This window comes from Vescimonas fastidiosa, assembly GCF_018326305.1.
Lineage (GTDB): Bacteria > Bacillota > Clostridia > Oscillospirales > Oscillospiraceae > Vescimonas > Vescimonas fastidiosa.
Map to the genome: position 1 here is coordinate 947,560 of NZ_AP023415.1, position 25,214 is coordinate 972,773.

Here is a 25,214-nt window from a genome sequence, read left to right on the forward strand (position 1 = left end):
TATTCCTCATTTCGTCCGTAATTTTGCTTCTTTCTTCAAAGCAGCCTGTCCCATCTCTTTTTCGTAATCACCTTAGGCATAGGCGACATTGCTCAGCGCTCGAAGCATTTTATCCTTTGCCAGCTTTTTCATAACCTCTGCAAGATCAGCGTCCAGAGTACCACGCTTCACATAGCGGTTTATGGTGTTCAGCCGTTTCTCATAAATCTGTTTCACCGGATGATCGTCCGCAAGCTCCCGTTGTTCTCTGCCTTTCAGGTTGCCGATCTGTCGGCAAGTGCGGTGCAGCTTGTCCCCCGGTGCATAGCCGCCGCAGTATTTGGTGTGCCTTGCGTTGGTGGTGAGGAACCACTTGCCGCAGATTTTGCATTTTTTCGGGGCATGACCAACACATAAGCCCTCAAAAAGATCAGACCGGAACATCCCTACAAAGGATACATAGTGCATCCGCTTGACCAGCTTCGCAACTTTTTCGCCGGGACGGATGACCGATATATACTGAACGGAATTATTCAAAGTAGACATCCAGGCATTGCCCTCCGTGATAGAGAACTCCGGCGGAAAATAGTCGCCGAACATTTTTGCAAAACCCTCTGCGGTGCGTTCTGCTTCATTGCCGTCTGATTTTTCTGCAAAATCAAGCATGGCCGTTTGGTATTCCCCAAGGGAGTATGCCAGATGCCCGAAAACTGCGGTATAGCGTTGGAGCATCATCGCATCGGCAAAGTTCTGGATTTCTTCAAATTGCAAAGAATTGGTTGCGGCTTTTATGGCAAACTCCACATATTTCAGCGCATTGTCCACAGTAAAGACTTTTTCAATCCGTTCTCTGTGCTTTGAGATATTCATATAGGAGAACGGCGGTGTTTGACTGAGAATATCAAGCATCGTCAGAGCAGCTTCCGTTGCAATAGGACAGAGTGCAGAAGCATCCTGTCCGGCGTTTAATATTCCAAGCAGCAGATTGATTTTCTCGCATTGCTCGTTCATCTTTGCGATGGTATCCGCAGGGACATTCAGCGCATCACAGGCAAGAGCGCCGACAGGAAGTGTTTTTCCCTCATATATGACCGTATCCTGCCAAAAATCCAATGTCATCAGTTCTTGGTTCATGCTTGCCCCTCCTGTCCTGTTTTTTCATTTTCTTAATTCTATCATGCTAATGTAAAGAAATCTACATCTATCCATAAGTTGTCCTGTTTTTTGAAACGGGGTTGTCCTCCGATTAGCCTGTTTTTTGAAAAATCCGGCATAACCATAGTAGAAGGAGCCAAACCCCTGCCAATCACGGCGGGTGTTTCGTGCTTTCTAAATACTATGAACGGAGGTTTTTCTATGACAATCTATGAAATCATCAAGGCGGCAATCAGCGTAAAGCAAGCCGCAAAACACTACGGGCTGAATGTCAACCGCAATGGTATGGCTTGCTGCCCGTTCCACAACGACAGGCATCCGAGCTTGAAGCTGAACGAGGATTATTTCTTCTGCTTCGGCTGCGGAGCCAAGGGGGATGTAATCGACCTTGTGGCAAGACTGTTCGATCTGAGCAGTTATGAAGCAGCGCAAAAGCTGGCTGCGGACTTCGGGCTTGACCCGAAACCGCCCACTGCCGCAGCTATGGTCAAGCCAAAGCGTCCCTATATCCGTCAGTTCCGGGAGAATGAAATGCTGTGTTTCCGGGTGCTGACGGATTATCTGCATCTGCTGGAAGATTGGAAAATACGATACGCACCCAAGACACCGGAAGATGCTCTGGATGACCGTTTTGTGGAAGCCTGCCAGATGCACTGCTATATCGAATATATGGCAGATGTGCTGACGGTGGGTGATCTGGAAGAACGGGTGGCATTGGTGGACAAGCTGATGCAGGACGACAAAATTGCTTTTCTGCAAGAGTATACCGCACGAAAGAAAAAGGAGGTGGCGCACCGTGGCGAAGAACCGGAAAACGCCTAATATGAATTTTCCTGTCTGGTTTGACGGGCAGAACATCAACGAAGCTCTGTTTTGTGAAGAATTTCTGCATGAGCGCAGAATCATCTTCGCAAACGGAGCTTTTTTCACGCCCGATGGTCGAGTGACGGATGACCTTCCTCTGCGTGGGGAGATTTACGACAAGCTGAAATTTTGTGCCGTGAACAACATCCCACGGAAGATCACCAACATTCTGGAAGTGCTGAAACTGGAAGCGCAGGTGTCTGACTTCCCTCCGGAGCAGGATCGCATCCATGTTGCCAACGGTACGCTGCTCTTGAACGGCACTTTCACCGAAGGCAGACCGGCTATCGTGCGAAGCCGTCTGCCTGTCGGCTATAATCCCGATGCTCCTGCACCGGTGATCTGGCTGAACTTTCTGGATGGGTTGCTTTACGCCGAGGACATTCCAACTTTGCAGGAGTTTATCGGCTATTGCCTGATTCCCTCCAACAAGGGGCAGCGCATGATGGTGATTAAAGGCAACGGTGGCGAGGGTAAATCTCAAATCGGTGCGGTGCTGTCCACCATCTTCGGCACGAATATGAAAGACGGCAGCATCGGGAAGATTTCTGAAAACCGTTTTGCCCGTGCCGATCTGGAACACATCCTGCTGTGCGTGGATGATGATATGCGGATGGAAGCTCTGCGTCAGACCAACTATGTAAAATCCATCGTGACTGCACAGGGCAAAATGGACTTGGAACGCAAGGGCAAGCAGAGTTATCAGGGCTGGATGTTTGCCCGGTTGCTGGCATTCAGCAATGGTGATCTGCAAGCCCTATATGATCGCAGCGATGGTTTTTACCGCAGACAGCTTGTGCTGACCACCAAAGAAAAGCCCATGGACAGAGCCGATGATCCTGACCTTGCAGAGAAGATGAAAGCTGAAGCCGAGGGTATCTTCCTGTGGGCATTTGAAGGCTTACAGCGGCTTGTTGCCAACAACTTTAAGTTTACGGAGAGTGACCGTATCCGGAAAAACCGGGAAGCGGTCAAGCGTGACAACAACAATATCTTTGATTTCATGGAGTCGGAGGGATACATCCGATTGAAAGCGGATGCTTCCATCAGCTCTAAGGATTTCTATGAAATCTACCGGATGTGGTGTGAGGAAAACTCCCTTGCACCGCTGAAAGCCCGTAGCTTCAGCGATGCCATGATTGCCAATGCCGGGAGATTCAATCTGGAGCATTGCAACAACATCACCAACTCTGCCGGACGGCGGGTGTGGGGCTTTATGGGCGTGGAAGCTGTGGCAAGACCTCATATAAATGGATTTTACGATGTTTCGCCGTGTACGTACGTACCGGAGGACTGGCGGGATTGATTTTGCCAGTCATGCTCTGTACGTATGTACGCAGCATTTACCCCTGTTTTCTTCCGTTATAGGAAACAGCAGCTTTCAAAGCTGACCTGTTTTCGGGCATTAAAAATCAATGGTAATGGAAACAGCAAAGTTTTTGACCGCAGGACGAAACTATTTCACGAAATCGTGCTTCTCTGAACCGTGTACCCTGTTCACGGAACAATGGGTGTTTTCACTGTTCCAGACCAAACCACACAAAACGGCAAAGTGGGATATGGTCATATATGGACAGGACATCACAAGCGAAATTCTGAACGGATTTCGGAGATTGCAGATTTTTCACTGTTCGGTGCATCCACTCCACCTTGGAGCGCAGAGGTTGCACCGACACATGAACTGAATTATGGAGGATTTTATCAATATGAATATACGCAACGAAATAAAGGCACAGATCATCCGTGCCGGGATGACCATGCAGGAAGTTGTTGACCTGCTCTCGGACGAGTACGGATGGAGCGACAGCGTTTCCAACCTGTCCGCAAAATTACAGCGGGAAAGTATACGATACAAGGAAGTATTGGAGCTTGCCGCTGTGCTTGGTTACGACATCGTATGGCAGAAAAGACGGGAGAAGTGATACCCCGGCAACAGCCCTCCGCATCTCCCGTCCCCATAGGCGCACCGCAGTGCTGCCCATGGACAGGCAGTGAAAGATACGGTTTTCGCTGCCATCGTCTGCAAGAAATGTTCCGCAGAACAGCTTCATGCAGACGGGCTGACCAAGGTAAAAGGCGCAGACATTTTGCCTTGGTCAGCAGAGGTCACCGCAGTGACCGCATTCCCCCTCGGGAGAGCCCTCGGAGAGCCCACGGCACTTTGTAGCCAGCATGGATGAAAGTGTAATAGTGGGTTATTACACTTTGAAAAAGTGCCGTTCCTCAGCCCTCCGCTGTCTGCAAATCTTAAAGAAAGGACAAAAATCTATGGCAAGAAATGATGGAATTGATCGTACCTTAGCCAGAAATCAGGACTTGGAAACTCCGGATGATGTGACAAAAGTACAGGAACACAATGAGCGTGAAAAAGACCGTTATTCCAATGTGGACATCGTGCCGGAACGTACTGCGCTGAATGTTCACTTCAAGTCTCCCACTGACGATTATGTAAAAATGTTTGAGCAGATGGAGCAGGACAAGATCATCTCCACCAGAGGGCTGAAACCGGATGCCGTCAAATATGGCGAGTTGGTTTTCGATGTGAACTCCGCTTATTTCTACAACCACGGCGGCTATGAGTTTGCAAAACAGTTTTATGCCGATGCCTATAAAGCCGCCGTGGAGATCGTGGGCGGTGAGCAGTATATCCTCTCCGCTGTAATGCATGCCGACGAGCGCAACCGGGCAATGTCGGAAGCTCTGGGTGAGGATGTGTACCACTATCACCTTCATGTGGTTTATATCCCGGTGGTGGAGAAACAAATCCTGTGGTCGAAGCGATGCAAGGATGAATCCCTCCGGGGAACGGTAAAGGAAACGATCACACAGGTCAGCCGCAGTAAGAAGTGGGAATCCAAACCCGTTCTTGATGAAAACGGAAATCCTATGTTGAACGCAAAAGGGAAAAAGATTTTGAAGTCGTCCTACAGTGTGCTGCAGGATGACTTTTTCAATTTCATGCGAAACGCTGGTTATACCGATGTAGAGCGTGGAGAATGTGGCAGCACCGAAGAACATCTGACGGTGACACAGTTCAAGGTACAGGCCGAACAGCAGCGTTTGGAAGCTGTGACCGGACAGGTGGCACAGGCCGAGCAGAGCTTAGCGGATGCCAAAGCTGCCACGGAGAAGCAGAAAAAGAAACTGGAAGCTCTGAAAAAGGAAACTCAGGCTGCTAAGTCTGTTGCTATGACTGCACATGAGATTGAGTCGATGGGCAAGAAAAATCCCATTACGGGAAATGTTACCATGACGGCGGATGAGTGCCGCACGCTAAAGGATTATGCGGTCAGCAGCTTTGCGGAAAAGTCTGAGAAGCTGAAATACAAGCAGAAATTCGAGCAGGCAGATAAAAACGCAAAGATATGGAAAGACCGTTTTGAAAAACTGAACAAAGACTATGAGGAGCTGAAACAAAAAGCCCAGCCTTTCCTGGATGCGATTGAGATTGCATCTGAAAAGGTCTGGGCTTTTATCAATGCCATCCTCGCCAGGGGAAAGGAACTGTATGAACACAAACACCCTGCCCGCAATCGTGGACAGGACATGGAAATTTAAGAAAGGAACTATTTGCCTATGAAGAAAACCGTAGATGAAATTAACAAGATGATTATGGAAGATGCCCCGATGGAAGAAATCAACGATGCCATCGGCTATATTGATATTTGCTCCTGCTTCGATCCGATTTTTGAGCCGCCTATTGATTTTCTGGAAGAATGCCGCAAGCGTTGGGAAGCGGCACAGTCCTCTTTCTGCAAAACCATTGAGTGCAAGATCGGAAACACATGGTATGTGATTGAAACGGAGTGTGATGGAAATGAGCCACTTACCGACAAGGTAAAACGGCTCATTTTTTCTGACAAGGGGGTGATTTGTTAATGACTGCGACACAAAAGCATGATATAATTCCAATATGCACAACGGTACTGTCGGCTGACCAACCACCGAAGGAGGATATTATGTTGGATCAGCAGAAAATTACCATTCTCTATTGCCGTCTGAGCAACGAGGATGCCCAGGAAGGCGAGAGTAACAGTATCGCAAATCAGAGAGAGTATTTAACCCGATATGCCCGTGACCACGGGTATACAAACCTGAAAATTCTGGTGGATGACGGTTATACGGGGACGAACTTCAATCGTCCCGGTGTGCAGGAAGGCTTTGAGCTTGTCAAGCAGGGGCTTGTGGGCTGCTGGCTGGTCAAAGACCTCAGCCGCTTTGGTCGTGACTATCTGACTGTTGGACAATATACGGATATTATCTTTCCGAGTTATGATGTCCGCTTTATCGCTATAAATGATGGCGTAGACAGCAACCGGGGAGACAGCGAGGGCTTCGCCGCAATCCGTAATCTGTTCAACGAGTGGTATCCCCGTGATACCAGCAAGAAAGTCCGTGTCAGTTTGCGGCAGAGAGGAACCAGTGGGAAGCACATGGGCAAACCGCCCTACGGATACCGCTGTGACCCGGAGGACAAGGATCACTGGATTCTGGATGAAGAAGCGGCTCCGGTAGTCAAGCTCATCTTCGACCTTTGCATTGACGGCAAAGGCCCGGAGCAGATTGCAAGGATTCTGGAAGAAAAGCAGATTATGACCGCAAAGGCACTCTATGCCAAGCGAAAGAAAAAGCCGATGCCGGAAAGACCGTACCACTGGGGCAACCAGTCCATTGCAGGGATTTTGGAACGGCAGGAGTACACAGGCTGTACCTGCAACTTCAAGACTTATTCCAAGTCCTACAAGCTGAAAAAGCGGATTCCCAATGAGCCGGAGAATATGTTTTATCTGCCGGACACACAGGAAGCGATTGTATCTCAGGCACAGTTTGACAGGGTGCAGGAACTGAGGAAAAACAAACGCCGCCCCGCAAAAGCGGAACGGCAGGGATTGTTCTCCGGGCTTCTGTTTTGTGCCGATTGCGGCGGCAAGCTCCACTTTGCCACAAGCAAAAGCTTTGAGGGCAAGCAGGATCACTACGTCTGCAACAACTACAAGAGCAACCGTGGTACTTGTACTGCCCACTATATCCGGGAAGATGTGCTTCGTGAAATCGTTCTGGAACGCATCCGGGCAGTCAATGAGTATATCCGAAGCGATGTGGACGGTTTTCAGGAGGAATGGCTGCAATGCCGCAGGACTGACCAGGAGCGCAGCATCCGGGATGACAAAAAGAAGCTGGAACAGGCAAAGAAACGCCTTGCCGATCTGGATGTCATCATCGCCCGGCTGTACGAGGACTATGTTCTTGGAAATCTCAATCAGGACAGATACAGAAAGATGTCTGCGGACTATGAAGCGGAGCAGGAACGGTTAAAGCTCGAAATTGAAGTTATCGAAGAATGGGTGGAACAGCGGGAAGAAATGAACGACGGTCTGGATGCCTTTATCGCCCTGACACAGAAATATGTGGATGTGGAGGAGCTGACACAGACCATCGTGAACGAGTATATCAAGAAAATCATCGTCTATGCCCCGGACAAATCCAGCGGCAAGCGCAAGCAGAAAGTGAAGATTTTCTTCAACTTCGTGGACGATGTAGATATTCCCGTTATTTCCGAGCCTATCATCACGCAAACAACCTATGAACACAGAAAAACGGCGTGACCTTCGGGTCACACCGTTCTCTGCGACAAAATAGTTACTTGTCACTATTAAGCCTTGAGATTACAGGGTTTTTCGTTGGAGGTGACACCCGGATTTGAACCGGGGAATGAGGGTTTTGCAGACCCTTGCCTTACCACTTGGCTATGTCACCGAATGACAGAGAGAACCGAAGTTCTCTCTGTATTTGGAGCGGGCGACGAGGCTCGAACTCGCTACCTCGACCTTGGCAAGGTCGCGCTCTACCAGATGAGCTACGCCCGCAAATGGTGCCTCCGGTCGGAGTTGAACCAACGACACGCGGATTTTCAGTCCGCTGCTCTACCAACTGAGCTACAGAGGCATATGGCGACCAAGATGGGGCTCGAACCCACGACCTCCAGCGTGACAGGCTGGCGTTCTAACCAACTGAACTACTTGGCCTTATTTTTGGTGGGAACAACTGGACTCGAACCAGTGACCCCCTGCTTGTAAGGCAGGTGCTCTAACCAGCTGAGCTATGCTCCCGCTTCAGCCGCTCCATTCGTAACGACAGGGTTTATTATACCGAAAACAAGTCCTGTTGTCAACACCAAAAATCATATTTTACCAATTATTTTTTCTTCTCCAGGTCATCGATCAATTGCTGCAGCTCCGGGCCGTCAAACCTGTATACCGCGTCACAGAACTGGCAGGTCATCTGGCAGGAGCCCTGCTCGGCGAGAATGTTCTTCAGCTCCTCTGCGCCCAAGGAAATGAGGGCCCGCTCCACCCGCTCACGGCTGCAATAGCACTTATATTCCACCGGGTCGGACTCCAAAATCTTTACATCGAAGTCGGACAAAACGGTTTTCAGCAGATGCTCCGGGTCCGGGTCCTTGTCCAAAATGGCGGACACATTTCCCGCCGCCAGGACGCCCCCCTCCACCTTGGTGATGGTGTCCTCGTCGGCACCGGGCATCAGCTGAATGAGATAGCCCCCGGCAGCCCGGACGCTTTGGTCCCGTTCAATGAGCACTCCCAGCCCGCAGGCCGTGGGGATCTGCTCTGACTCCACAAAATACCCGGCAATGTCCTCGGCGATCTCGCCGCCCAGCAGGTCCACGGTGCCAACATAGGGCTCCTTCATGTTCAGGTCTTTAATAACGGTCATGGTGCCGCCCTGGGCGCCCACCGCCGTGCCCACATCCAGCTTGCCGTCGGGCCGCAGGGGCAGGTCCACCTGAGGATTGGTCACATAACCCCGGACATTCCCCGCCGGGTCGGACACAGCCAGAATCGTGCCCAACGGTCCGGTACCTTTGATTTGCAGGGTAAGGCTAGCGCCCTGGCCCTTCAGGGCGTTGCCCATCATAGCGCAGCCGGCCAAAGTACGGCCCAAAGCCGCCGTGGCCACCGGCAGAGTCTTGTGGATCTGCCGGGCGCGCTCGGTAAGATCGCGGCTGCTGATGGCTGCCGCCTGGACCAGGCCATCGGAGGTGATGGCTCTGACAATTCTATCGCTCATAGCTTGAAAATTCCTTCTTTATAAATTATCTATCGCGTCATTCGCTCTGTCCTGCAAATAGGCCTCGAAATCAGAGTAGCTTTCTCTATAATCATTTCCATCTTCTATCGACCAAGAAACTACCCGCTGAGACTCGTTTTCAATGCAGTAAAACCATTCGTCACAATCTTCGATGGCTATAAGGTTTTTAGGCATTCCCAATGTGCGCAGCTCCAATGTTGTATCAACAACAACCATTCGTCCATTTTTGGCAATGCCCAATGTTTCAATGCCATCCAAACCGCCAAATCCAAATTCTAATAAAAATTTCTTATATGCTTCCGTCAGTTTTGCACCCAGCCTTTCTTCGGCTTCCTTTATCATCTGCTGGGTTACAGAGGAGTGCGCAAAATCGCCCTTTTTCTCATATTTTCTGAGCAAATCAAATACCGAATCCATTTTTCAATATTCCTCCGTCACTCCCGCGTGCAGCAGAAATAAATTCGCTGCTCGCCGTCCTTAGGCCGGCGCAAGCGGCAGTCGCCGTACACGCGGATATTTCCGAACCCGGCTTCCCGAAGCCAGCCGGCCAGCTCCTCCGGGGCATAGTACCGCTGCCGGTGCAGCTCGGTATCCCGGCGGTAGCGCCCGTCCGTCCCTTTGCGGAACAGATCCACCCAATACGAGCAAATGCTCCGCCGAAACTCCGTGCGCCACACGCAGTAGCTCTCCTCCGTTTCATCCAAAAACACCTGGCCGTCCAGGCTCTGAAACTTATCCAGGGTGTTCACATCGAAAATAAGCTCCCCGCCCGGGGCGATGAACAAATGCAGCCGCTGAAAAGTCCGCTGCACATCGGCGGGAGAGGTGAGGTAATTGAGGCTGTCCAGGCAGCAGATGGCGGCGTCCACGGTGCCGTACAGGTCCAGCCTGGGCATGGACTGGTGCAGGAAGATAGGCGCGATGCCCTCCACGCTGCCGCTTTTCATCATGGCGGCGGCCAGCATCTCCTCGGAGGCGTCCGCGCCGATCATCTCGTAGCCCCGGCCGGTGAGCAGCCAGGTCATGGTGCCGGTGCCACAGGCAAGATCCAGCACCGTGTGTACCGGGATGCGGCTGCGGGCAAAGAGCTTTTCCAGATAGTCCGCCCGCTTTTCATACGCCACATCCCCGGTGAGGGAGTCGTAGGCCCCGGCCAGGCCCTGGTATGCGTTCATTCCTCGCCGCTCTCCTTCATCTTCTCCAGAATGCTCTCATAGCCCCCGGCTCCATTGAGGAGGGACCGATTCACCCGGCTGATGGTGGCGCTGGAGGCCCCGGTCTTTTCCAATATCTCGTTATAAATCATGCCATTATTCAGCAGCGTAGCCACCTCAAAACGCTGCTCCATGGAGCGCATTTCGGAGATGGTACATAGATCCTGGAAAAAGTTGTAGCACTCCTCCTCGGTCTCCAGCTTCAAAATGGCCTTGTATAGCAGGTCACTCTTCTGTTTGGTGGCAATTTTCGACTTGGCAGGATGCAGCATAGCGTTCGCCCTCCTTTATAATTCCCTTTCATTTTACCATTTTAGTTCGTGAAAGTAAAGCACCGAGGGCAAAATAATTCGTAACAAATTTGTAAACTTTGTGGAATTACCCTTTACCTGTCGTGTGTTTTCCTGTAAAATAATGCAGATGAAAACCCCCATAGAAATCGAGGCTATACTATGAGTTTCTTCCAGAAAATGGGTAACGCATTTTCCCGCTTTATGTACGGACGCAACGGCGTCGATTCGCTGGGCTGGGCCTCTTTGGTGGCCGTCCTGCTGCTGGATACGGCGGAGCTGATCGTCCGCAGCAAAAACGAGACGGCCCAGACGATCCTGGCCACGGCAAGCTTTCTCCTGATGGTGTGGACCCTGTTCCGTATGTTTTCCAGGAATCTTCCCAAGCGCCGCAGCGAAAACGCCTGGTTCCTCACGAAAATCGTGAACCCCCTGAAAAGTCAGCGAGCCCGCAGCAGGGATAAGGACCACAAATACTTCACCTGTCCCCAGTGCCGCACCGTCTGCCGTGTCCCTCGGGGTAAGGGAAAAATCATCATCACCTGTCCCAAGTGCGGCACCTCTATCCACGGGAAGACCTGAGCTTTTCATCCACTCCCGACCTGTGATTTTGAAAAAGATTTTTGACCTGCCGCTTCTGCTTCGGCTACGCTTTATTTGCAGCTCTCACCCCCGGGTGAGGGCTGTTTTTTTCATAAAAATACCCCGGCAAATAGCTGAATTTGCCGGGATATTCCTGACTTTAGATTTCAGTTGTGAGGGATGGCCTTCCTTGCCGTTACCGCAAATTCTACCACTTTATCGACAGTCTGTAGAACTTTTACACACTCAGTTGGTCGTCCAGCACCAGACCGGGGTTGTGCTTGGTGAGGAAGCCCAACGACCATGCGCCGCAGTAGGCGATGAAGTAGCGGTCCCGAAGGTCCTGCAAAACCCGGGAGTCGGTACACAGGGTCATGTCCCGGTAGTCACCCTCATAGCCCTTAATGCGGATCAGATGGCTGTACGGCAGTCCCTCCATCCGCAGCTCCACGCCGTATTCACTGCGCATACGGTACTCAAACACATCAAATTGCAGAGCGCCTACCACGCCTACCACGATGTCCTCATAGCCGCTGCCGGGGAACTTAAAGATCTGTATGGCACCCTCCTGAGCGATCTGCTGCACGCCCTTAATAAACTGCTTGCGCTTCATGGTATCCTTGGGGGACACGGAGCGGAACAGTTCCGGCTCAAAGGACGGGATGCCGGAGTAGCGGAACTTCTTACCCGGCACCGTAACGGTATCGCCGATGGAGAAGATGCCCGGGTCGAACACGCCGATAATATCACCGGCATAGGCCTCGTCCACAATCTCTCGCTCGGCAGCCATCATGGCCTGGGGCTGCGACAGGCGCATTTTTTTGCCCGACTGCACATGGTAATACTCTGCCTCTCGCTCAAACTTCCCGGAGCAGATGCGCATAAAGGCCAGGCGGTCCCGGTGAGCCTTATTCATGTTGGCCTGAATTTTGAACACAAAGGCGGAGAAATCCGGAGAGAAGGCATCCACCAGGCCCTCGTCGCTTTGGCGAGACAGGGGCGGTGGGGTCATACGCAAAAAGGACTCCAAAAACGGCTCCACGCCGAAATTCGTAAGGGCCGAGCCGAAGAATACAGGGGAGAGCTTGCCGCACCGCACAGCCTCCAGGTCAAATTCCGCCCCGGCGCCCAAAAGCTCCACATCGTCCCGGAGGATGTCCGTGAGCTTCTCGCCGATAAGCTCCGGCAGGGCGGGATCATCCAGCTCCGCCTCGGTGACGGCGGCTTTTTGGGCGTGCCCCGCATCGGTGAAGTGAAGGATGCGCTTTTTCTCTCGGTCATACACCCCCTTAAACTCTCTGCCGCAGCCGATGGGCCAGTTCATAGGATAGGTGGCGATCCCCAGCTCCCGCTCTACCTCCTCGCACAGCTCCAGTGGGTCCCGAGTCTCCCGATCCATCTTGTTCACAAAGGTGAAAATGGGGATGTGCCGCAGGGCGCAGACCTTGAAGAGCTTGCGGGTCTGGGGCTCCACACCCTTGGCCCCGTCAATGACCATCACCGCACTGTCGGCAGCCATGAGGGTGCGGTAGGTATCCTCGGAAAAGTCCTGGTGGCCGGGGGTATCCAGGATGTTGATGCAGAAGCCGTTATGGCGGAACTGCATCACCGATGAGGTAACGGAAATACCGCGCTGCTTCTCGATCTCCATCCAGTCGGAGGTGGCGGCTCTGGCCCGCTTGCCCTTGACCTCGCCCGCCTGGGCAATGGCCCCGCCATAGAGCAGGAATTTCTCCGTTAATGTAGTCTTACCGGCGTCCGGATGGGAAATAATCGCAAAGGTCCGCCGCCGGGATATTTCTTCTTTCAATGAGGCCATAGTTTCCTCCTCCTAAGTAAAACGCAGAATCTTAATTATTATATACAAAACCGGGAGAAAAGTCTATAAATCTTCAAAAATTTTTCCCGACTCGAAGCATCCTTTTGCAAAAAATACCGTTCGATGCATTTGGGGTGCAGCGAACGGTGAAGTTCAGTCCAGCCAAGGGGCGTACTCCTCGAAGCCAAAGAGCAAATTCTCCCGGCTGTGGCAGTCGGAGGAGAGGATGCGCTTGATGCCCCGGCGGCGCAGCTCCTCCAGGATCCACCGGGCGGGATAGGGCTCTGTGCGGTAGCCCCGGGAGATGGCGCCGGTATTGATTTCAAATACCACCGGGGCAGCGCACAAGGTATCCAAAGCCCGGAGAACAGCCCGGCGGTAGCGGGGATGGTCAGTGGAAAAAAGCGCATCCGCCTCATTGAACTTGGTCACCAGGTCAAAGTGTCCCACCACCCGGCAGCGGGTTTTTTCGTAGACCCGGGTCAGAGTATCAAAATAGTCCTCCGTGAAGGCGTACCAGTCCCCGCCGTAGTGCTGCTGCACCGCTTGTTCCTGGGCAGCCCGGGAGGCATCCACAGGCAGATATTCGCCATCCTTATACAGGTAGTGGACGCTGCCGATAACATAGTCATACCCCTCCGTGGAGGCAGGGGAATAAAAATCCTGCTCTATACCCAGGTAAATACGGATCTGCCCTGCGTATTTTTCCTGCAGCCGGCGAATTTCGGTCTTATATTCCTCCGTCCCCGCCGGGGACATACAGTAGTCCCCGTCATAGGGGGCGTAGGCGTGGCCGCTGAAGCCCAGGGCCGGGCAGCCCAGGCGCAAGGCCTCCTGCACCAGGTCCTCCGGGCGGTCCTTGCCGTCACAGAGGCAGGTGTGGGTATGAAAATTAGAAAACTGCTCAGCCATGGTTATAGATCTTCTTATCAATGGCATAAATTTTCCCGCTAAAGGTGCCTGCGGGCGTATTCTCCAGATTCTCCGTGTAAATTTCCATACGGCTGTCGATGAGGTCCAGGTAGCTCAAAAGCTCCGCTTCAATGCACATAGGCCGCACCGCCGCGCCGAATTCCGGCTCACCGTGATGGGAAAGAATCATGTGCTGCAGCAGCACAGACTTCTCCTCCGGCGTTCCCAGGGCAGCCGCCGCCCGGCTTACAGCCTCGGCGCCCAGGACCAGGTGTCCCAGAAGCTGCCCCTTCACCGAATACTCCGCCACCAGGCCCAGAGGCGAGGTGACAAACTCCTCGCACTTGCACAGGTCGTGGAGCAGAGTGCCCGAAAGCAGCAGGCTGCGATCCAGCGCCGGATAAAGCTTGGCGTAGAAGCAGGCGGCCCGGACCATGTAGGCTGTGTGCATAAGCAGCCCTCCCACAAAGCCGTGGTGCATACTCTTGGCCGCCGGAATGAGCCGAAACTGCTTGCCATAGCGGCTCAGCATCTCCTGACAGAGGGCCCGGTAGTCCTCATCCTCCATGGAATTCACCGTTTCCTTCAGCCACTCCCAGGTCTCGTCCATCTGAATGGGCGCCGTGGCCACCAAGTCGCTGACCCGGTAGTCATCGTTCTCCTCCGCCAGGCGGATACGGTGGACCGTCACCTGGGGCGCCCCCCGGTACTCGGAGGCCAGACCCGCGATCCAAGCCACCTTACCCACATCGCTCTGGCTGATGGGTCCCGTGTAGTCCCACACCTGGGCCGTGACCGAGCCGCTGCGATCCACCAGGTTCAGCGTCAGGAAGGGCTTTCCCGCCGCCGTGGTGCGCTGGGCAATGTTCTGCAGAATGTAATACCCCTCAAACCGGTCGCCGGTGTTCATATCGTGTATCAGCATTATTCTCTCTCCTTTTCTTACATCCACATGGCAAAGGGCCGCAGCACAGTGCCCAGTAGTCTTACATACCATTTACGCTCTCTCCAGCCCTGCAGCGTCACCCGCTCGCTCTGGGCCATGACCCGGTCCATATCCTCCTGCACCGCCGTCACAGCGCTGCCGGAAAACAGCACGCCGCATTCAAAATGCAGCTGAAAGCTTCGGTAGTCCATATTCACGGAGCCCACGAAGCCCACATCCCCGTCGGCTACCACAGATTTCGCGTGCAGCAGGCCGGGTGTATAGGTAAATATCTTTACATCATGCTCCAGCAGCTCGCCGAAATAGGACAGGGCCACCATGTAGGCAAATTTGTGGTCTGGGATGCCCGGGAGCATCAGGCGCACATCCACACCGCTGTCTGCGGCGATGCAGAGCGTGCGGATCATGGGCTCGTCAATGGCCAGGTAGGGGGTCGTGATCCAGATATAGCGATTGGCATTGGAAATAAGCTGCTGAAAAGTGTCCTCAGCGGTGTTGACCGGGTTATTGTCCGGGCCGTCCACCAGGGGCTGACAGAATTCGCCACCTTCCGGAGCGGTACGGGGCCGATAGCTGTCCCAAGACTCCCGCAGCTCGCCGCCCATACGCAGCCACAGATACATAAACTGCCGGGTTAAGCCCCAGGCCCCCTCCCCTTCCAGGCGGATGCCGCAGTCCTTCCAGTAGCCAAAGCGGACGATGAGATTGGCGTATTCATCGGCCAGATTTGCCCCGCCGGTGTAGGCGATGTCCCCGTCGATGACGGCTATTTTCCGGTGGTCACGATAGTTGAAATACAGGCGGTTCACATAGCGGTGGACGGGGTTGAACATCTGCACCCACACGCCCCTTTTGCGCAGGGCGCTGATCTCCTCCGGAGGCATGGTCATCATGCTGCCGAAGTCATCCAGGATCAGGTTCACCTCCACCCCGGCGGCAGCCCGCTCAGTGAGAACAGTGCAGATGCGGTCCCAAATTTCACCCTCAGAGGCGATGTAATACTCCAGGAAAATAAAGCGCCGGGCCGTTTTCATCCGCTCCAGCAGATCCTCCAGGTATTCCTCGCCTGTGGGGAAATAGGTCATATCGGTGTTTTCAAACAGGGGCATATCCTGCCGCCGCAGGTACGCCGCCAACCGCCCCCACCGGGGCCAGCGGGCCGAAAGGTTCTCCTGGGCGCTTTGGCTGCGCCGCTTCACCTCCTCCGTCTCCGGAGGCATGGGGATGGGCTTCAAATCCAGCTTCTTTTTAACCTGGTTTCCGTTCCAGAGGAAGTACAGTATCAGCCCCACAACGGGGACCAGCATAATGAGCACGATCCAACCGGGCTTATAGGTGCTGCTGCCCGCCCGCATATAGATGCGCACCACACACAGCACCGCGATTATCTCCAGCACGGAGTAGCCGATGTACATTTTCTGCCGGAGCACCTGGGTCAGAGCGATGACCAGCGCAATTTGCAGCAGCAGCAACACCGCCACCAGCGCCAGGCGCAGGGCGGCCGCTATCCGTCGCTCTGTTTTCCGCTGAAGATGTTTCATGGCGGCATCCTTTCTTTTTGAAAATATGGGCAGGACTGCTCTTGCCGGGCAGTCCTGCCGAAAAAACGGTTCAGCGCTTAGCGCGCAGCAGGTCCTGCTGGATCTGCCACAGCTTTCGGGAGAGGTCCACATAGTATTTGTGGGGATAGTCGAAGCGCTTCACCTCGTCCCAGAGGGTATCCACCTGCTGGCGGCAATACTCCCGAATTTGCTCCAGGGAGGGGCGCTCATACACGCACTTACCCCCCAGGAAAATGGGCACCTGCAGCTCCCGGGCGGTAAAGTTATACACAGTCTTGGTCTTCCAGGTAGCCTCAGGGTCAAAAAGCTCCATGTCGCCGGTGTCGTCCACCTGCTCGTCATACACGGTCATGTAGTCGGCAATGGCCTTGCCGGTGTCGCGGCCATAGAAGCGGTAGAGCTTCTTAAAATGGGGCACGGTGATCTTGCCCACATTTTCGCTGACCTTGATTTTGGGGATAATATTCCCCTCCTCGTCCTCCACAGCGGCCAGCTTGTACACGCTGCCGAACACCGGCTCGCTCCTGGCGGTGATCATCCGCTCACCCACGCCGAACATATCGATCTCCGCCCCCTGGATCAGCAGATCCTGAATCAGATACTCGTCCAGGGAATTGGAAACGGATATTTTACAGTCGGTCCAGCCGGCATCGTCCAGCATTTTCCGGGCTTGGCGGCTGAGGTAGGTCATGTCGCCGGAGTCCAGGCGAATGCCGCACTTGGTGATGCCCAGGGGCTTTAAGACCTCGTTAAAGGCGCGGATGGCGTTGGGCACGCCGGACTTCAGGGTATTGTAGGTATCCACCAGGAGGGTAGCATTGGTGGGATAAATCTCGCAATAGGTCTTGAAGGCCTCGTACTCCGAATCGAACATCTGCACCCAGGCATGGGCCATAGTGCCCCCGGCGGGGACACCGTACATCTCATCGGAGATGGTGCAGGCAGTGCCGTGGCAGCCGCCGATATAGGCAGCCCGGGCACCTACGATAGCCGCATCCGCACCCTGGGCCCGGCGGGAGCCGAACTCCAGCACCGTGCGGCCACGGGCAGCCCGCACGATGCGGTTGGCCTTGGTGGCAATAAGGCTCTGGTGATTGATGGTAAGAAGCGTAAAGGTCTCAATGAGCTGGGCCTCAATGGCCGGAGCGCGCACCGTGACCAAGGGCTCCCGGGGAAAGACCGGGGTGCCCTCGGGGATGGCGTAGATATCGCCGGTAAAGCGGAAATTCTCCAAATAGGTCAGGAAGTCCTCGTCAAAGAGCTTGCGGCCCCGGAGATACTCGATGTCCTCCTTGGTGAAGTGGAGATTCTCAATATAGTCAATGAGCTGCTCCAATCCCGCCACGATGGCAAAGCCGCCCTTATCCGGTACAGAGCGGAAAAACACATCGAAATAGGTGATACGATCCTTGTAGCCGTTTTTGAAATAACCGTTGCCCATGGTCAGCTCATAAAAATCGCAGAGCATGGTCATGTTCAGTTTTTCCTCAGTTTTCATTTCATACCTCAACATCGTTATGTAATAGGGGTAAACTTAATTTATTATAGCACCGTTGGATGGTTTTATCAACAGGAAAAGAGGAAGGGGCTATCTAAAATCTGATGTGGGATTTTTTTGTTTTAGAGTTTTTGAGAAAGGGGATTGCTCTAAAGTTTTTTGTGGGTTTCCTGCGTTCAGCACATCGTGGAGAAAGGCGGTCGCTGTAAAGTTTTTTGTGGGATTTCGCAGAAGAATGTAGTTTCCCCCCAAAAACACCTCCATCTTGAGTGTGACCTCACAGGGGCATCTTTCTATAATTCGCTGTTGTTGAATTGCCTTCGAGTTTGTCGAAAAGAATTTGCAAAACCTACTTAACCACACGAAAAACGCAATGCAAAAAGTAAATTGCTTTACTTTGCGCTGTTTTTCTTACATAATAGTAGACAAGAAGCAAGGTCGTAGTAAATTCTTTTCAGAGAGGGAGTTGGTGCTGACCATGAGCATAGGAAATCAAATATCAGCAATTCGTAATGAGCAGCAATTAACGCAAGAACAGTTTGGTGAGTTATTCCATGTTACAAGACAGACGGTTTCGAATTGGGAAAATGAAAAGAGTTATCCGGATTTACAGATTCTCATAGCAATGAGCAATCAATTTAATGTATCGCTTGATACATTACTGAAGGGGGATTCCAAAATGGTAGAAGCTATTGACAAGGAGCGCGTATTGGGAAAAATAAAGCATGAGAAATCACTCGTAGGCTTCTTTACGAGTGCTGGTACAGGACTTGTTGCCTCTTGCTTTCTCTCGTCAGCGTCAACAATTAGGACTGTAGTAATGATTGTTGGCTTTGCCATGATAGGCATTGGTTGGTATAAAAGGGCTAAATCCGATAAAGAAGTGTTTAAGTATATGGAGGAGCACAGACAGGAGTGAGTTTATATAAGCATTTCTCTACTGTGCCATTAAAAAGATACCCCTGTGAGGATTGACCTCACAGGGGTTCTCTTTGTTCTTCAGGCACCAAGCGTGCCGCTGCGTAGTGCCTCCACCAGCGGCAGCACCTGCCACTTGGGGATAGTGTACTCGTTGCCATCCAGCAGCAACAGCCAGTATACCTGCCGCTCCAGTAACAGGGGCTTGTCCGCGTTCCATCGCTTGATGCCGACCTCATAGACGCCGTCTCCCGGCAGCTCCACATCGAACCGTCGGCCTTTCGGTGTCTTTGGCGGCCACTGATATCGCAGGAACTTGCGGGCAAAGCGGTACTTGGGGTCTGGACCCATGATGCGGGACACATAGGGATACGCCCGCGTGTCGGGGATATGCGGCACGAATATGGAGTAGCCCCAGTACCAGATGTCATCGTCGTCCTCACACGGAGGAATATTGTTTCTGTGGCTCGTGTCCATCAGGGTTGCCCTCCGCCGCCTACGACTCAAACCCCGGCGGCGTCAGCTTCCGCAGGATTTCCGCCGCTTCCTCGGCGGTGTAGTGCTTGTAGAGGCCTGCTGATGGATTACTCTTTTCCTCATAGAGTATGTTTGCGATTTCAAGGTTTTCCTCGTCACCCATGTTACGAGCCTTGTTTCGCAAGCGTCCCAGTTCACGAAGCTCTACATCTTCAACGGGGAGCTCACCAGAAAGGATTGCTTTTTGCCTGTCGCTGTAAAACGGCGCGAAGGGTGCCACATAGTCTGGACTATCCTTATTCGTGTAAAGGAAATGCGGCGTGCCTTTACTCATAAAAACACCTCCTGTCATAGAAAATTCTACAACAGGAGGTGCGTGCTTTGTAGCACATAACTTTGAAAATGCAGTCTTTCTTTTTTTGATGCTGAAAACACAATCATTCACTTATGGAACGACCACGCTTCCTTCCCCCAATCCCACATCAAATCTTAGATATCCAGAGGAAGGAGTTTTTCAAGGGGAAAGATGAAAATGGAAAGCGGAAAGATGGGCGGGTGCCGGAGGGGAAATGCGTAGGGGCGACCCTTGCGGTCGCCCGCAGATTTTTTCACGGCAGCAAAAGAGCGCATGACTTTTCCGTCACGCGCTCTTTTGTTGTGATTCTCAATACTTCACCTTAGCCAGGCAGATGCGGATCCATTCGTGGTCGTAGAAGGTCAGGGTCTCCTCCGGCAGGCCGCCGAAGATCTCGGCCTTATTGAGGATGTCCTCGCCGGGATAGGCCACCGGGTCGGTAGCCATTTCCTCGTCCATCTCCTCCAAGGCAGTGGCGGAGGGGCTGGAATACCCCGTTTCATCGCAGTTGCGCAGGACGATGTCGTCTCGGCACATAAAGTTGATGAAGGCCAAAGCGTCCTCATAGTTCTTAGAGCAGGTGGGAATGCACATGGCATCCGCGAAAAGATTGCTCCCCTCCTCCGGCTGCACAAAAGCCAGGTCCGGGTTTTCCTCCACCATGGTCAGATAGTCGCCGGCGTAGTAGGTACCCATGGCGGCCTCGTTATTGATCATCTTGTCGAAGATCTGGTCCATAACATAGGCCTGCACGATGCCGTCCTCCTTCTGCTTAATAAGCAGGTCTGTGGCCTCGGCAATCTGATCCTTATCGGTAGTATTAACGGAGTAGCCCAGGGCTATCAGGGCCAGGCCGATGCAGTCCCGGGGATTGTCGAAGATCAGCACCTGTCCCTTGAGGTCGGTGGTGAACAGATCCATCCACGAGGTAGGGGCCTTGTCCACCATGGTGGTGTTATAGATGATGCCGGTGGTGCCCCACATATAGGGCAGGCTGTACTTCTGCTCCGTGTCGTAGGCGGGATTCAGGTAACGGGGATCGATGTTCTCCGCGTTGGGGATTTTGCTGTAGTCCAGCTCCATCAGCAGCCCCTCCTCCCCCATTCGGGCCACCATGTAGTCCGAGGGGATGATCACATCATAGCTGTTGCCGCCGCCCTTGATGGCGGAGTAGAGCATTTCGTTGTTGGCGAAGGTCTTGTAATTGACATGGATGCCCGTCTCCGCCTCAAAATCGTCGAAGATGGACTCGTCGATATATTCGCCCCAGTTGTACACATTGATGCTGTGCCCCGTCTGCCCGCCTTGGCAGCCCGTCAGAGGCAGAGCCAGCAGCAGGGCCAGAAGCAAAATAGCGATTTTTTTCATCACCGGGTCCCTCCCTTCACGCCGTCCTTTTGGAGGGCCTTGTCCCGCTTTTCCGCCTGCTTGGTCTGGTGCATCTCCCGGAAGTTCACAATGAGCAGAAGGGTCAGTACCACCACAAACAGGATCGTAGACAGGGCGTTGACCTCGGGGCTGATGCGCTTGCGGGTCATGGCGTAGATCTGCATAGCCAGGGTAGACACCTCGGACCCGGCGGTAAAATAGGAAATGACAAAGTCATCAATGGAGAGGGTAAAGGCGATGAGCAGGCCGTTGAGGATACCGGGCCGCAGCTCAGGCATGAGCACCTTCCAAAAGGCCTGCCAAGGCGTAGCGCCCAGGTCCATGGCCGCCTCCCCCAGATTGGGGTTCAGCTGCCGCAGCTTAGGCAGCACCGCCAAAACCACATACGGAATATTAAAGGTGATGTGGGCCACCAGCAGCGTGCCGAAGCCCAGGGAGAAGCCCAGCATATTCCCCGTAAACACGAACAGCAGCATCAGGCTCACGCCGGTGATGATGTCGGCATTGGTCATGGGGATGTTGTTGATGGTCATAAGCAGGTGCCGGGGCCGCCGCTTCATAGCGTGGAAGCCGATGGCAGCCGCCGTGCCCAGAACCGTTGCAATAAGCGCCGCCAGCACAGACACCGTGAGGGTGGTGCTAAATGCGGAGAGTATCTCCTCGTCCTGGAACAGCTCCTGATACCAGTGCAGGGAGAAGCCCGACCAGACCGTGCGGCTCTTGGAGTCGTTAAAGGAGAAGATGATCAGCACCGCAATGGGCAGGTACAAAAACAGGAACACCAGTACATTGAGCACCTTGGCGATAACAGGATTCCGATTCTGCATCACATCATCACCGCCCCTTCTTCTCCGTCGCCGAAGCGATTCATAATGAGCATGGCAATAATCACCAGCAGCAGCATCATAAGCGATATGGCGCTGCCCAGATGGGGATTATACGCCGAGCCCAAAAATTGCATTTCGATCAGGTCACCCAGCAGGAAGCTCATACCACCGCCCAGGAGCTTGGAAATCGCAAAGGTGGAGATAGATGGAATGAACACCATCATAATCCCGCTGATGACCCCGGGAACGGACAGCGGGAAAATTACCCGCCGAAAAACCTGCATCTTGCCCGCGCCCAGGTCCTGGGCCGCCTCAATATAACGCCGATCCAGCTTCTCGATCACCGAGAAAATGGGCAGGATCATAAAGGGCAGGAAGTTATACACCATGCCCAAAATCACCGCCGCGTCGGTATTGATGATGTGCAGGGGGCCGATGCCCACCAGGGCCAGGATCTGGTTGAGAAAGCCGTGGTTTTCCAGAATGGACATCCACGCATAGGTACGCAGAAGGAAGTTCATCCACATGGGCAGCATGATAAAAAGCATGGCTACCTTCCGCGTAGCAGGGCCCGTCTGGGCCAGGAAATAGGCAAAGGGATAGGCTATGAGCAGGCAGATGAGCGTGGCCACCGCCGCCAGGTACAGGGAGTTGCCGCACACCTGGAGGAAAACATCCAGGTTGGTGAAGTTCTCCAGGGTGAACTTGCCGTCGTAATTGGTGAAGGCGTACACCACAATGAGCAGCAGCGGCACCACCACAAACACAGCCATCCACACCACATAGGGAATGGCGGGGGTCTTAGTTTTCATCGTCAGCGTCCTCCTCATCCTCCTCGGCAAAGTCGGGATCGTTGATCTCGTCATACTCCGCCGAATAAGAACTGTAGTCGCCGAACTGGCCCGAGTACTCGCTCTTCTTCATAATATGGATGTCGTCAGGATTGAGGATGATGCCGATGACCTCGCCTACCTCGTGGTAGTCGGTGGTCTGAATAAGCCACTTGTAGCCCTTGAAGTCCACGATGGTATCATAGTGGACGCCCTTGAAGGTGACGGAGGTCACCGTACCCACCAGGCGGCCCTTGTCGGCCGGGACGATCTCAATATCCTCGGGCCGGATGACCACATCCACCGGCTCCATGGGGGCAAAGCCCTTGTCCAGGCACTTAAACTTGCGGTTGAAGAACTCCACCACATAGTCCTCATGCATGACGCCGTCGAGGATGTTGCTCTCGCCGATAAAATCCGCCACGAAGGCGTTTTTCGGCTCGTTGTAAATGTCCTCCGGTGTGCCGATCTGCTGGATGCGGCCCTTGTCCATCACCACCACGGTGTCGGACATGGTCAGTGCCTCCTCCTGATCATGGGTAACATATATAAAGGTAATGCCCATCTGCTGCTGAATACGCTTCAGCTCGTTCTGCATATCCTTGCGCAGACGCAGATCCAGTGCGCCCAGGGGCTCGTCCAGCAGCAGGACCTTGGGCCGGTTCACCAATGCTCTGGCAATGGCCACCCGCTGCTGCTGGCCGCCGGATAGCTGATCCACGCGCCGCTTTTCAAAGCCCTTAAGGCTCACAACGCCCAGCATCTCCGTAACCCGCTCACGGATCTCCTCCTCCGGCACCTTGGCAATGCGCAGGCCGAAGGCAATATTTTCAAACACATCCAGGTGCGGGAACAGCGCATACTTCTGGAACACCGTGTTGATCTGCCGCTTGTGGGGCGGGACATCATTGATCCTGACGCCGTCAAAAATCACATCACCGCTGGTAGGGGTGGTAAACCCGCCGATAATACGCAGTGTGGTGGTCTTGCCGCAGCCGCTGGGGCCTAAAAGCGTCAGGAACTCCGAATCATTAAAATACAAATTGATGTTATCGAGAACCTGCTCGTCGTCAAACGCCATGCAGATATTCCGCAGGCGAATCAACTCTTTGGACATTTATCCTCCTCCGTTCACACAAAAAAATATACGCCGCATCCCGGCGAAAAACGGTTTCTGTTCCATTTTCCCCGTAAACCGTCAGGATTTGACAGATACAATATAGTAAGAAACCCCCCAAATGTCAACAGGTTTTTTTCTTATTTATATATTGTGCTTTTTCCTCCAAAAACGCCCCCGAAAAAACGCCTCCGCTATGTGAAAAGAGACTGCCGACAAAGTGGTAAGATTGCAATAAAGAAAGAGCGAGTGAGGAAAACCCAAGAAGGGCTTCCCTCACCAGTAAAATCAATAGTTTTCGGAGCTTTTTCAAAGACGGAAATTCAATACGCTCAGCCGAAATATTTCTCCCGGAACGGCACCTGCTCCACCTGGAAGGTGCGGCCCCGGAGGTAATTTAATATCCCTGCATCCGTAGGCAGGTCAAAGGTGAGCTGATAGGAATAAAGGGCCTGGCGGGTCTCCCCGTAGCCACGGTTTTTCTCTCCGTTTCCGTACTTGCCGTCCCCCAGGAGCGGGCAGCCCAGGTCTGCCATGGTGGCGCGGATCTGATGGGTACGGCCCGTGAGCAGCTCCACCTCTACCAGAGCCAGCTCTCCCCGGCGCTGAAGGGTCTTATATCGGGTCACGGCGGTTTTGGCCCCGGACACAGGCTTATGAAACACAAATACCTGCTTTTTCTTCTCGTCCTTGCGCAGGAAGTTCTCCACCTCCCCCGCCGGTGGCCGGGGTGCGCCCAGGGTGATGCAGAGGTAACGCTTGGTCAGCTCGTGGTCACGGATTTTATCGTTGATGATGCGCAGGGTCTCGGCATTTTTGGCGGCGATAACGATGCCGCCGGTATTGCGGTCGATGCGGTTGCACAGGGCCGGGGTAAAGGCGTTTTCCCACCGGGGATTCCACTCCCGCTTTTGGTAGAGATATGCCTGAATGTGGTTTATAAGGGTGTTCACCTTCTCCGTTTCGTCCGCATGGACCACCAAGCCCGCTTTCTTATTCAGCAGCATAAGGTTCTCGTCCTCATACACGATGTCAAGGCTTGGCTTAAAGAGGGTGAGGAACATATTTTCCTCCCGGGGCTGGTCGAAAAACTCATCATTTATATACAGCTGCAGCACATCCCCCTGGCTCAGCCGCTGATCCCGGGCAGCCCGCTGACCGTTGACCTTGATGCGCTTTAAGCGGATGTATTTTTGCAGCAGGGCCGGGGGCAGCAGGGGCAGAGACTTCCCCACGAACCGATCCAGCCGCTGTCCGGCGTCATTTTTCCCCACGGTAAGCTCACGCATTTGATCTCCCCCTCCGGCAGTATAGGGTTATTGTAGCGGATTTTTGAAAAAAGTCAATTTTTTAGCAGAAAATGTTTGACA

The 25,214-nt window shown here is 53.3% G+C and carries 25 protein-coding genes and 5 tRNA genes; 8 read left to right on the top strand and 22 right to left on the bottom strand.

What is annotated here, in order from left to right:
- Nucleotides 1-72: 72 nt before the first annotated feature.
- Entirely contained in the window at nt 73-1,113 is a 1,041-nt protein-coding gene (locus tag KI236_RS04625; protein ID WP_212819722.1) for a DUF6076 domain-containing protein, read from the bottom strand.
- A gap of 222 nt (nt 1,114-1,335) precedes the next feature.
- Between KI236_RS04625 and KI236_RS04630 the strand changes: the two genes are divergently transcribed.
- The 6 genes from KI236_RS04630 to KI236_RS04655 all read left to right on the top strand — a co-directional run bounded on the left by KI236_RS04630 (nt 1,336) and on the right by KI236_RS04655 (nt 7,604).
- The gene (locus KI236_RS04630) at nt 1,336-1,956 is read left to right on the top strand and encodes a CHC2 zinc finger domain-containing protein (RefSeq protein ID WP_033121509.1); all 621 of its coding nucleotides are present in this window, start codon (nt 1,336-1,338) and stop codon (nt 1,954-1,956) included.
- A gap of 1 nt (nt 1,957) precedes the next feature.
- Nucleotides 1,958-3,304: a DNA primase family protein gene (locus KI236_RS04635; protein ID WP_117347204.1), complete on the top strand. Its 1,347-nt coding sequence runs from the start codon at nt 1,958-1,960 to the stop codon at nt 3,302-3,304.
- Nucleotides 3,305-3,698: 394 nt separating this feature from the next.
- Nucleotides 3,699-3,920, top strand: coding sequence for a type 2 periplasmic-binding domain-containing protein (locus KI236_RS04640; protein ID WP_347003522.1), 222 nt, complete (start codon nt 3,699-3,701; stop codon nt 3,918-3,920).
- Between the two features lie 346 nt (nt 3,921-4,266).
- Nucleotides 4,267-5,556 carry a plasmid recombination protein gene (locus KI236_RS04645; protein ID WP_033121833.1) on the top strand — a complete coding sequence of 430 codons (1,290 nt, stop codon included), beginning with the start codon at nt 4,267-4,269 and terminating at the stop codon, nt 5,554-5,556.
- An 18-nt stretch (nt 5,557-5,574) separates the two neighbouring features.
- Nucleotides 5,575-5,877 (top strand): hypothetical protein, encoded by a 303-nt coding sequence (locus tag KI236_RS04650; protein WP_033121834.1) that lies wholly within the window; start codon nt 5,575-5,577, stop codon nt 5,875-5,877.
- Complete coding sequence (locus tag KI236_RS04655) at nt 5,877-7,604, top strand: recombinase family protein (protein WP_033121835.1); 1,728 nt, start codon at nt 5,877-5,879, stop codon at nt 7,602-7,604. Before KI236_RS04650 ends, KI236_RS04655 begins: the two co-directional genes overlap by 1 nt.
- 76 nt (nt 7,605-7,680) lie before the next feature.
- Here KI236_RS04655 and KI236_RS04660 read toward each other — a convergent pair.
- The 9 genes from KI236_RS04660 to KI236_RS04700 form a co-directional block, all read right to left on the bottom strand.
- Nucleotides 7,681-7,755: transfer RNA gene (locus KI236_RS04660), tRNA-Cys, on the bottom strand.
- 34 nt (nt 7,756-7,789) lie between these two features.
- Nucleotides 7,790-7,865: transfer RNA gene (locus tag KI236_RS04665), tRNA-Gly, on the bottom strand.
- Between the two features lie 3 nt (nt 7,866-7,868).
- Nucleotides 7,869-7,944 (bottom strand) — tRNA-Phe (locus KI236_RS04670).
- Nucleotides 7,945-7,947: 3 nt separating this feature from the next.
- Nucleotides 7,948-8,024, bottom strand: a tRNA-Asp gene (locus KI236_RS04675).
- 7 nt (nt 8,025-8,031) lie between these two features.
- Nucleotides 8,032-8,108: transfer RNA gene (locus tag KI236_RS04680), tRNA-Val, on the bottom strand.
- Nucleotides 8,109-8,193: 85 nt separating this feature from the next.
- Nucleotides 8,194-9,087 (bottom strand): Hsp33 family molecular chaperone HslO, encoded by an 894-nt coding sequence (gene hslO, locus KI236_RS04685; RefSeq protein WP_212819724.1) that lies wholly within the window; start codon nt 9,085-9,087, stop codon nt 8,194-8,196.
- A gap of 18 nt (nt 9,088-9,105) precedes the next feature.
- Complete coding sequence (locus tag KI236_RS04690) at nt 9,106-9,525, bottom strand: SMI1/KNR4 family protein (protein WP_212819726.1); 420 nt, start codon at nt 9,523-9,525, stop codon at nt 9,106-9,108.
- A 17-nt stretch (nt 9,526-9,542) separates the two neighbouring features.
- On the bottom strand, nt 9,543-10,283 hold the full coding sequence (locus KI236_RS04695) for a class I SAM-dependent DNA methyltransferase (RefSeq protein ID WP_212819728.1): 741 nt from the start codon (nt 10,281-10,283) through the stop codon (nt 9,543-9,545).
- Nucleotides 10,280-10,594, bottom strand: a complete 315-nt coding sequence (locus KI236_RS04700) for a YerC/YecD family TrpR-related protein (protein ID WP_212819730.1) — start codon at nt 10,592-10,594, stop codon at nt 10,280-10,282. The genes KI236_RS04695 and KI236_RS04700 overlap by 4 nt, the downstream gene beginning before the upstream one ends.
- Nucleotides 10,595-10,774: 180 nt before the next feature.
- On the opposite strand from KI236_RS04700, the gene KI236_RS04705 reads away from it, so the two are divergent.
- Nucleotides 10,775-11,194: a hypothetical protein gene (locus KI236_RS04705; RefSeq protein WP_212819732.1), complete on the top strand. Its 420-nt coding sequence runs from the start codon at nt 10,775-10,777 to the stop codon at nt 11,192-11,194.
- Between the two features lie 238 nt (nt 11,195-11,432).
- Here the strand turns inward: KI236_RS04705 and KI236_RS04710 are convergent, their stop codons facing one another.
- The 5 genes from KI236_RS04710 to KI236_RS04730 all read right to left on the bottom strand — a co-directional run bounded on the left by KI236_RS04710 (nt 11,433) and on the right by KI236_RS04730 (nt 17,931).
- A complete protein-coding gene (locus tag KI236_RS04710) occupies nt 11,433-13,013 on the bottom strand; it encodes a peptide chain release factor 3 (RefSeq protein WP_212819734.1) in 1,581 nt (526 codons plus the stop codon).
- Between the two features lie 153 nt (nt 13,014-13,166).
- A complete protein-coding gene (locus KI236_RS04715) occupies nt 13,167-13,925 on the bottom strand; it encodes a histidinol-phosphatase (RefSeq protein WP_212819736.1) in 759 nt (252 codons plus the stop codon).
- Nucleotides 13,918-14,850 carry a 3'-5' exoribonuclease YhaM family protein gene (locus tag KI236_RS04720; RefSeq protein WP_212819738.1) on the bottom strand — a complete coding sequence of 311 codons (933 nt, stop codon included), beginning with the start codon at nt 14,848-14,850 and terminating at the stop codon, nt 13,918-13,920. The genes KI236_RS04715 and KI236_RS04720 overlap by 8 nt, the downstream gene beginning before the upstream one ends.
- Before the next feature lie 17 nt (nt 14,851-14,867).
- On the bottom strand, nt 14,868-16,412 hold the full coding sequence (cls, locus tag KI236_RS04725) for a cardiolipin synthase (RefSeq protein ID WP_212819740.1): 1,545 nt from the start codon (nt 16,410-16,412) through the stop codon (nt 14,868-14,870).
- 70 nt (nt 16,413-16,482) lie between these two features.
- Nucleotides 16,483-17,931: a nicotinate phosphoribosyltransferase gene (locus tag KI236_RS04730; protein WP_212819742.1), complete on the bottom strand. Its 1,449-nt coding sequence runs from the start codon at nt 17,929-17,931 to the stop codon at nt 16,483-16,485.
- A 373-nt stretch (nt 17,932-18,304) separates the two neighbouring features.
- Here KI236_RS04730 and KI236_RS04735 point away from each other — a divergent pair, with 373 nt between their 5' ends.
- Nucleotides 18,305-18,850 carry a helix-turn-helix domain-containing protein gene (locus KI236_RS04735; RefSeq protein ID WP_228738086.1) on the top strand — a complete coding sequence of 182 codons (546 nt, stop codon included), beginning with the start codon at nt 18,305-18,307 and terminating at the stop codon, nt 18,848-18,850.
- Between the two features lie 80 nt (nt 18,851-18,930).
- On the opposite strand, the gene KI236_RS04740 is transcribed toward KI236_RS04735, so the two are convergent.
- From KI236_RS04740 to KI236_RS04770, 7 genes are all read right to left on the bottom strand, one after another.
- Complete coding sequence (locus KI236_RS04740) at nt 18,931-19,326, bottom strand: hypothetical protein (RefSeq protein ID WP_212819744.1); 396 nt, start codon at nt 19,324-19,326, stop codon at nt 18,931-18,933.
- A gap of 19 nt (nt 19,327-19,345) precedes the next feature.
- Complete coding sequence (locus KI236_RS04745) at nt 19,346-19,660, bottom strand: hypothetical protein (protein ID WP_212819746.1); 315 nt, start codon at nt 19,658-19,660, stop codon at nt 19,346-19,348.
- Nucleotides 19,661-19,990: 330 nt separating this feature from the next.
- Entirely contained in the window at nt 19,991-21,049 is a 1,059-nt protein-coding gene (locus KI236_RS04750) for an ABC transporter substrate-binding protein (protein ID WP_212819748.1), read from the bottom strand.
- On the bottom strand, nt 21,049-21,897 hold the full coding sequence (locus KI236_RS04755; protein WP_212820656.1) for an ABC transporter permease: 849 nt from the start codon (nt 21,895-21,897) through the stop codon (nt 21,049-21,051). Before KI236_RS04755 ends, KI236_RS04750 begins: the two co-directional genes overlap by 1 nt.
- Nucleotides 21,897-22,709 carry an ABC transporter permease gene (locus KI236_RS04760; RefSeq protein ID WP_212819750.1) on the bottom strand — a complete coding sequence of 271 codons (813 nt, stop codon included), beginning with the start codon at nt 22,707-22,709 and terminating at the stop codon, nt 21,897-21,899. Before KI236_RS04760 ends, KI236_RS04755 begins: the two co-directional genes overlap by 1 nt.
- Nucleotides 22,699-23,844 (bottom strand): spermidine/putrescine ABC transporter ATP-binding protein, encoded by a 1,146-nt coding sequence (potA, locus tag KI236_RS04765; protein ID WP_212819752.1) that lies wholly within the window; start codon nt 23,842-23,844, stop codon nt 22,699-22,701. Before potA ends, KI236_RS04760 begins: the two co-directional genes overlap by 11 nt.
- Nucleotides 23,845-24,176: 332 nt before the next feature.
- A complete protein-coding gene (locus tag KI236_RS04770) occupies nt 24,177-25,133 on the bottom strand; it encodes an RluA family pseudouridine synthase (protein ID WP_212819754.1) in 957 nt (318 codons plus the stop codon).
- Nucleotides 25,134-25,214 lie beyond the last annotated feature (81 nt).

Coding starts and splice junctions, on each gene's coding strand:
- KI236_RS04625 (WP_212819722.1), bottom strand. CDS start 1,113: ATGAACCAAGAACTGATGACATTGGATTTTTGGCAGGATACGGTCATA.
- KI236_RS04630 (WP_033121509.1), top strand. CDS start 1,336: ATGACAATCTATGAAATCATCAAGGCGGCAATCAGCGTAAAGCAAGCC.
- KI236_RS04635 (WP_117347204.1), top strand. CDS start 1,958: ATGAATTTTCCTGTCTGGTTTGACGGGCAGAACATCAACGAAGCTCTG.
- KI236_RS04645 (WP_033121833.1), top strand. CDS start 4,267: ATGGCAAGAAATGATGGAATTGATCGTACCTTAGCCAGAAATCAGGAC.
- KI236_RS04650 (WP_033121834.1), top strand. CDS start 5,575: ATGAAGAAAACCGTAGATGAAATTAACAAGATGATTATGGAAGATGCC.
- KI236_RS04655 (WP_033121835.1), top strand. CDS start 5,877: ATGACTGCGACACAAAAGCATGATATAATTCCAATATGCACAACGGTA.
- hslO (WP_212819724.1), bottom strand. CDS start 9,087: ATGAGCGATAGAATTGTCAGAGCCATCACCTCCGATGGCCTGGTCCAG.
- KI236_RS04690 (WP_212819726.1), bottom strand. CDS start 9,525: ATGGATTCGGTATTTGATTTGCTCAGAAAATATGAGAAAAAGGGCGAT.
- KI236_RS04695 (WP_212819728.1), bottom strand. CDS start 10,283: ATGAACGCATACCAGGGCCTGGCCGGGGCCTACGACTCCCTCACCGGG.
- KI236_RS04700 (WP_212819730.1), bottom strand. CDS start 10,594: ATGCTGCATCCTGCCAAGTCGAAAATTGCCACCAAACAGAAGAGTGAC.
- KI236_RS04705 (WP_212819732.1), top strand. CDS start 10,775: ATGAGTTTCTTCCAGAAAATGGGTAACGCATTTTCCCGCTTTATGTAC.
- KI236_RS04710 (WP_212819734.1), bottom strand. CDS start 13,013: ATGGCCTCATTGAAAGAAGAAATATCCCGGCGGCGGACCTTTGCGATT.
- KI236_RS04715 (WP_212819736.1), bottom strand. CDS start 13,925: ATGGCTGAGCAGTTTTCTAATTTTCATACCCACACCTGCCTCTGTGAC.
- KI236_RS04720 (WP_212819738.1), bottom strand. CDS start 14,850: ATGCTGATACACGATATGAACACCGGCGACCGGTTTGAGGGGTATTAC.
- cls (WP_212819740.1), bottom strand. CDS start 16,412: ATGAAACATCTTCAGCGGAAAACAGAGCGACGGATAGCGGCCGCCCTG.
- KI236_RS04730 (WP_212819742.1), bottom strand. CDS start 17,931: ATGAAAACTGAGGAAAAACTGAACATGACCATGCTCTGCGATTTTTAT.
- KI236_RS04735 (WP_228738086.1), top strand. CDS start 18,305: ATGCAAAAAGTAAATTGCTTTACTTTGCGCTGTTTTTCTTACATAATA.
- KI236_RS04740 (WP_212819744.1), bottom strand. CDS start 19,326: ATGGACACGAGCCACAGAAACAATATTCCTCCGTGTGAGGACGACGAT.
- KI236_RS04745 (WP_212819746.1), bottom strand. CDS start 19,660: ATGAGTAAAGGCACGCCGCATTTCCTTTACACGAATAAGGATAGTCCA.
- KI236_RS04750 (WP_212819748.1), bottom strand. CDS start 21,049: ATGAAAAAAATCGCTATTTTGCTTCTGGCCCTGCTGCTGGCTCTGCCT.
- KI236_RS04755 (WP_212820656.1), bottom strand. CDS start 21,897: ATGCAGAATCGGAATCCTGTTATCGCCAAGGTGCTCAATGTACTGGTG.
- KI236_RS04760 (WP_212819750.1), bottom strand. CDS start 22,709: ATGAAAACTAAGACCCCCGCCATTCCCTATGTGGTGTGGATGGCTGTG.
- potA (WP_212819752.1), bottom strand. CDS start 23,844: ATGTCCAAAGAGTTGATTCGCCTGCGGAATATCTGCATGGCGTTTGAC.
- KI236_RS04770 (WP_212819754.1), bottom strand. CDS start 25,133: ATGCGTGAGCTTACCGTGGGGAAAAATGACGCCGGACAGCGGCTGGAT.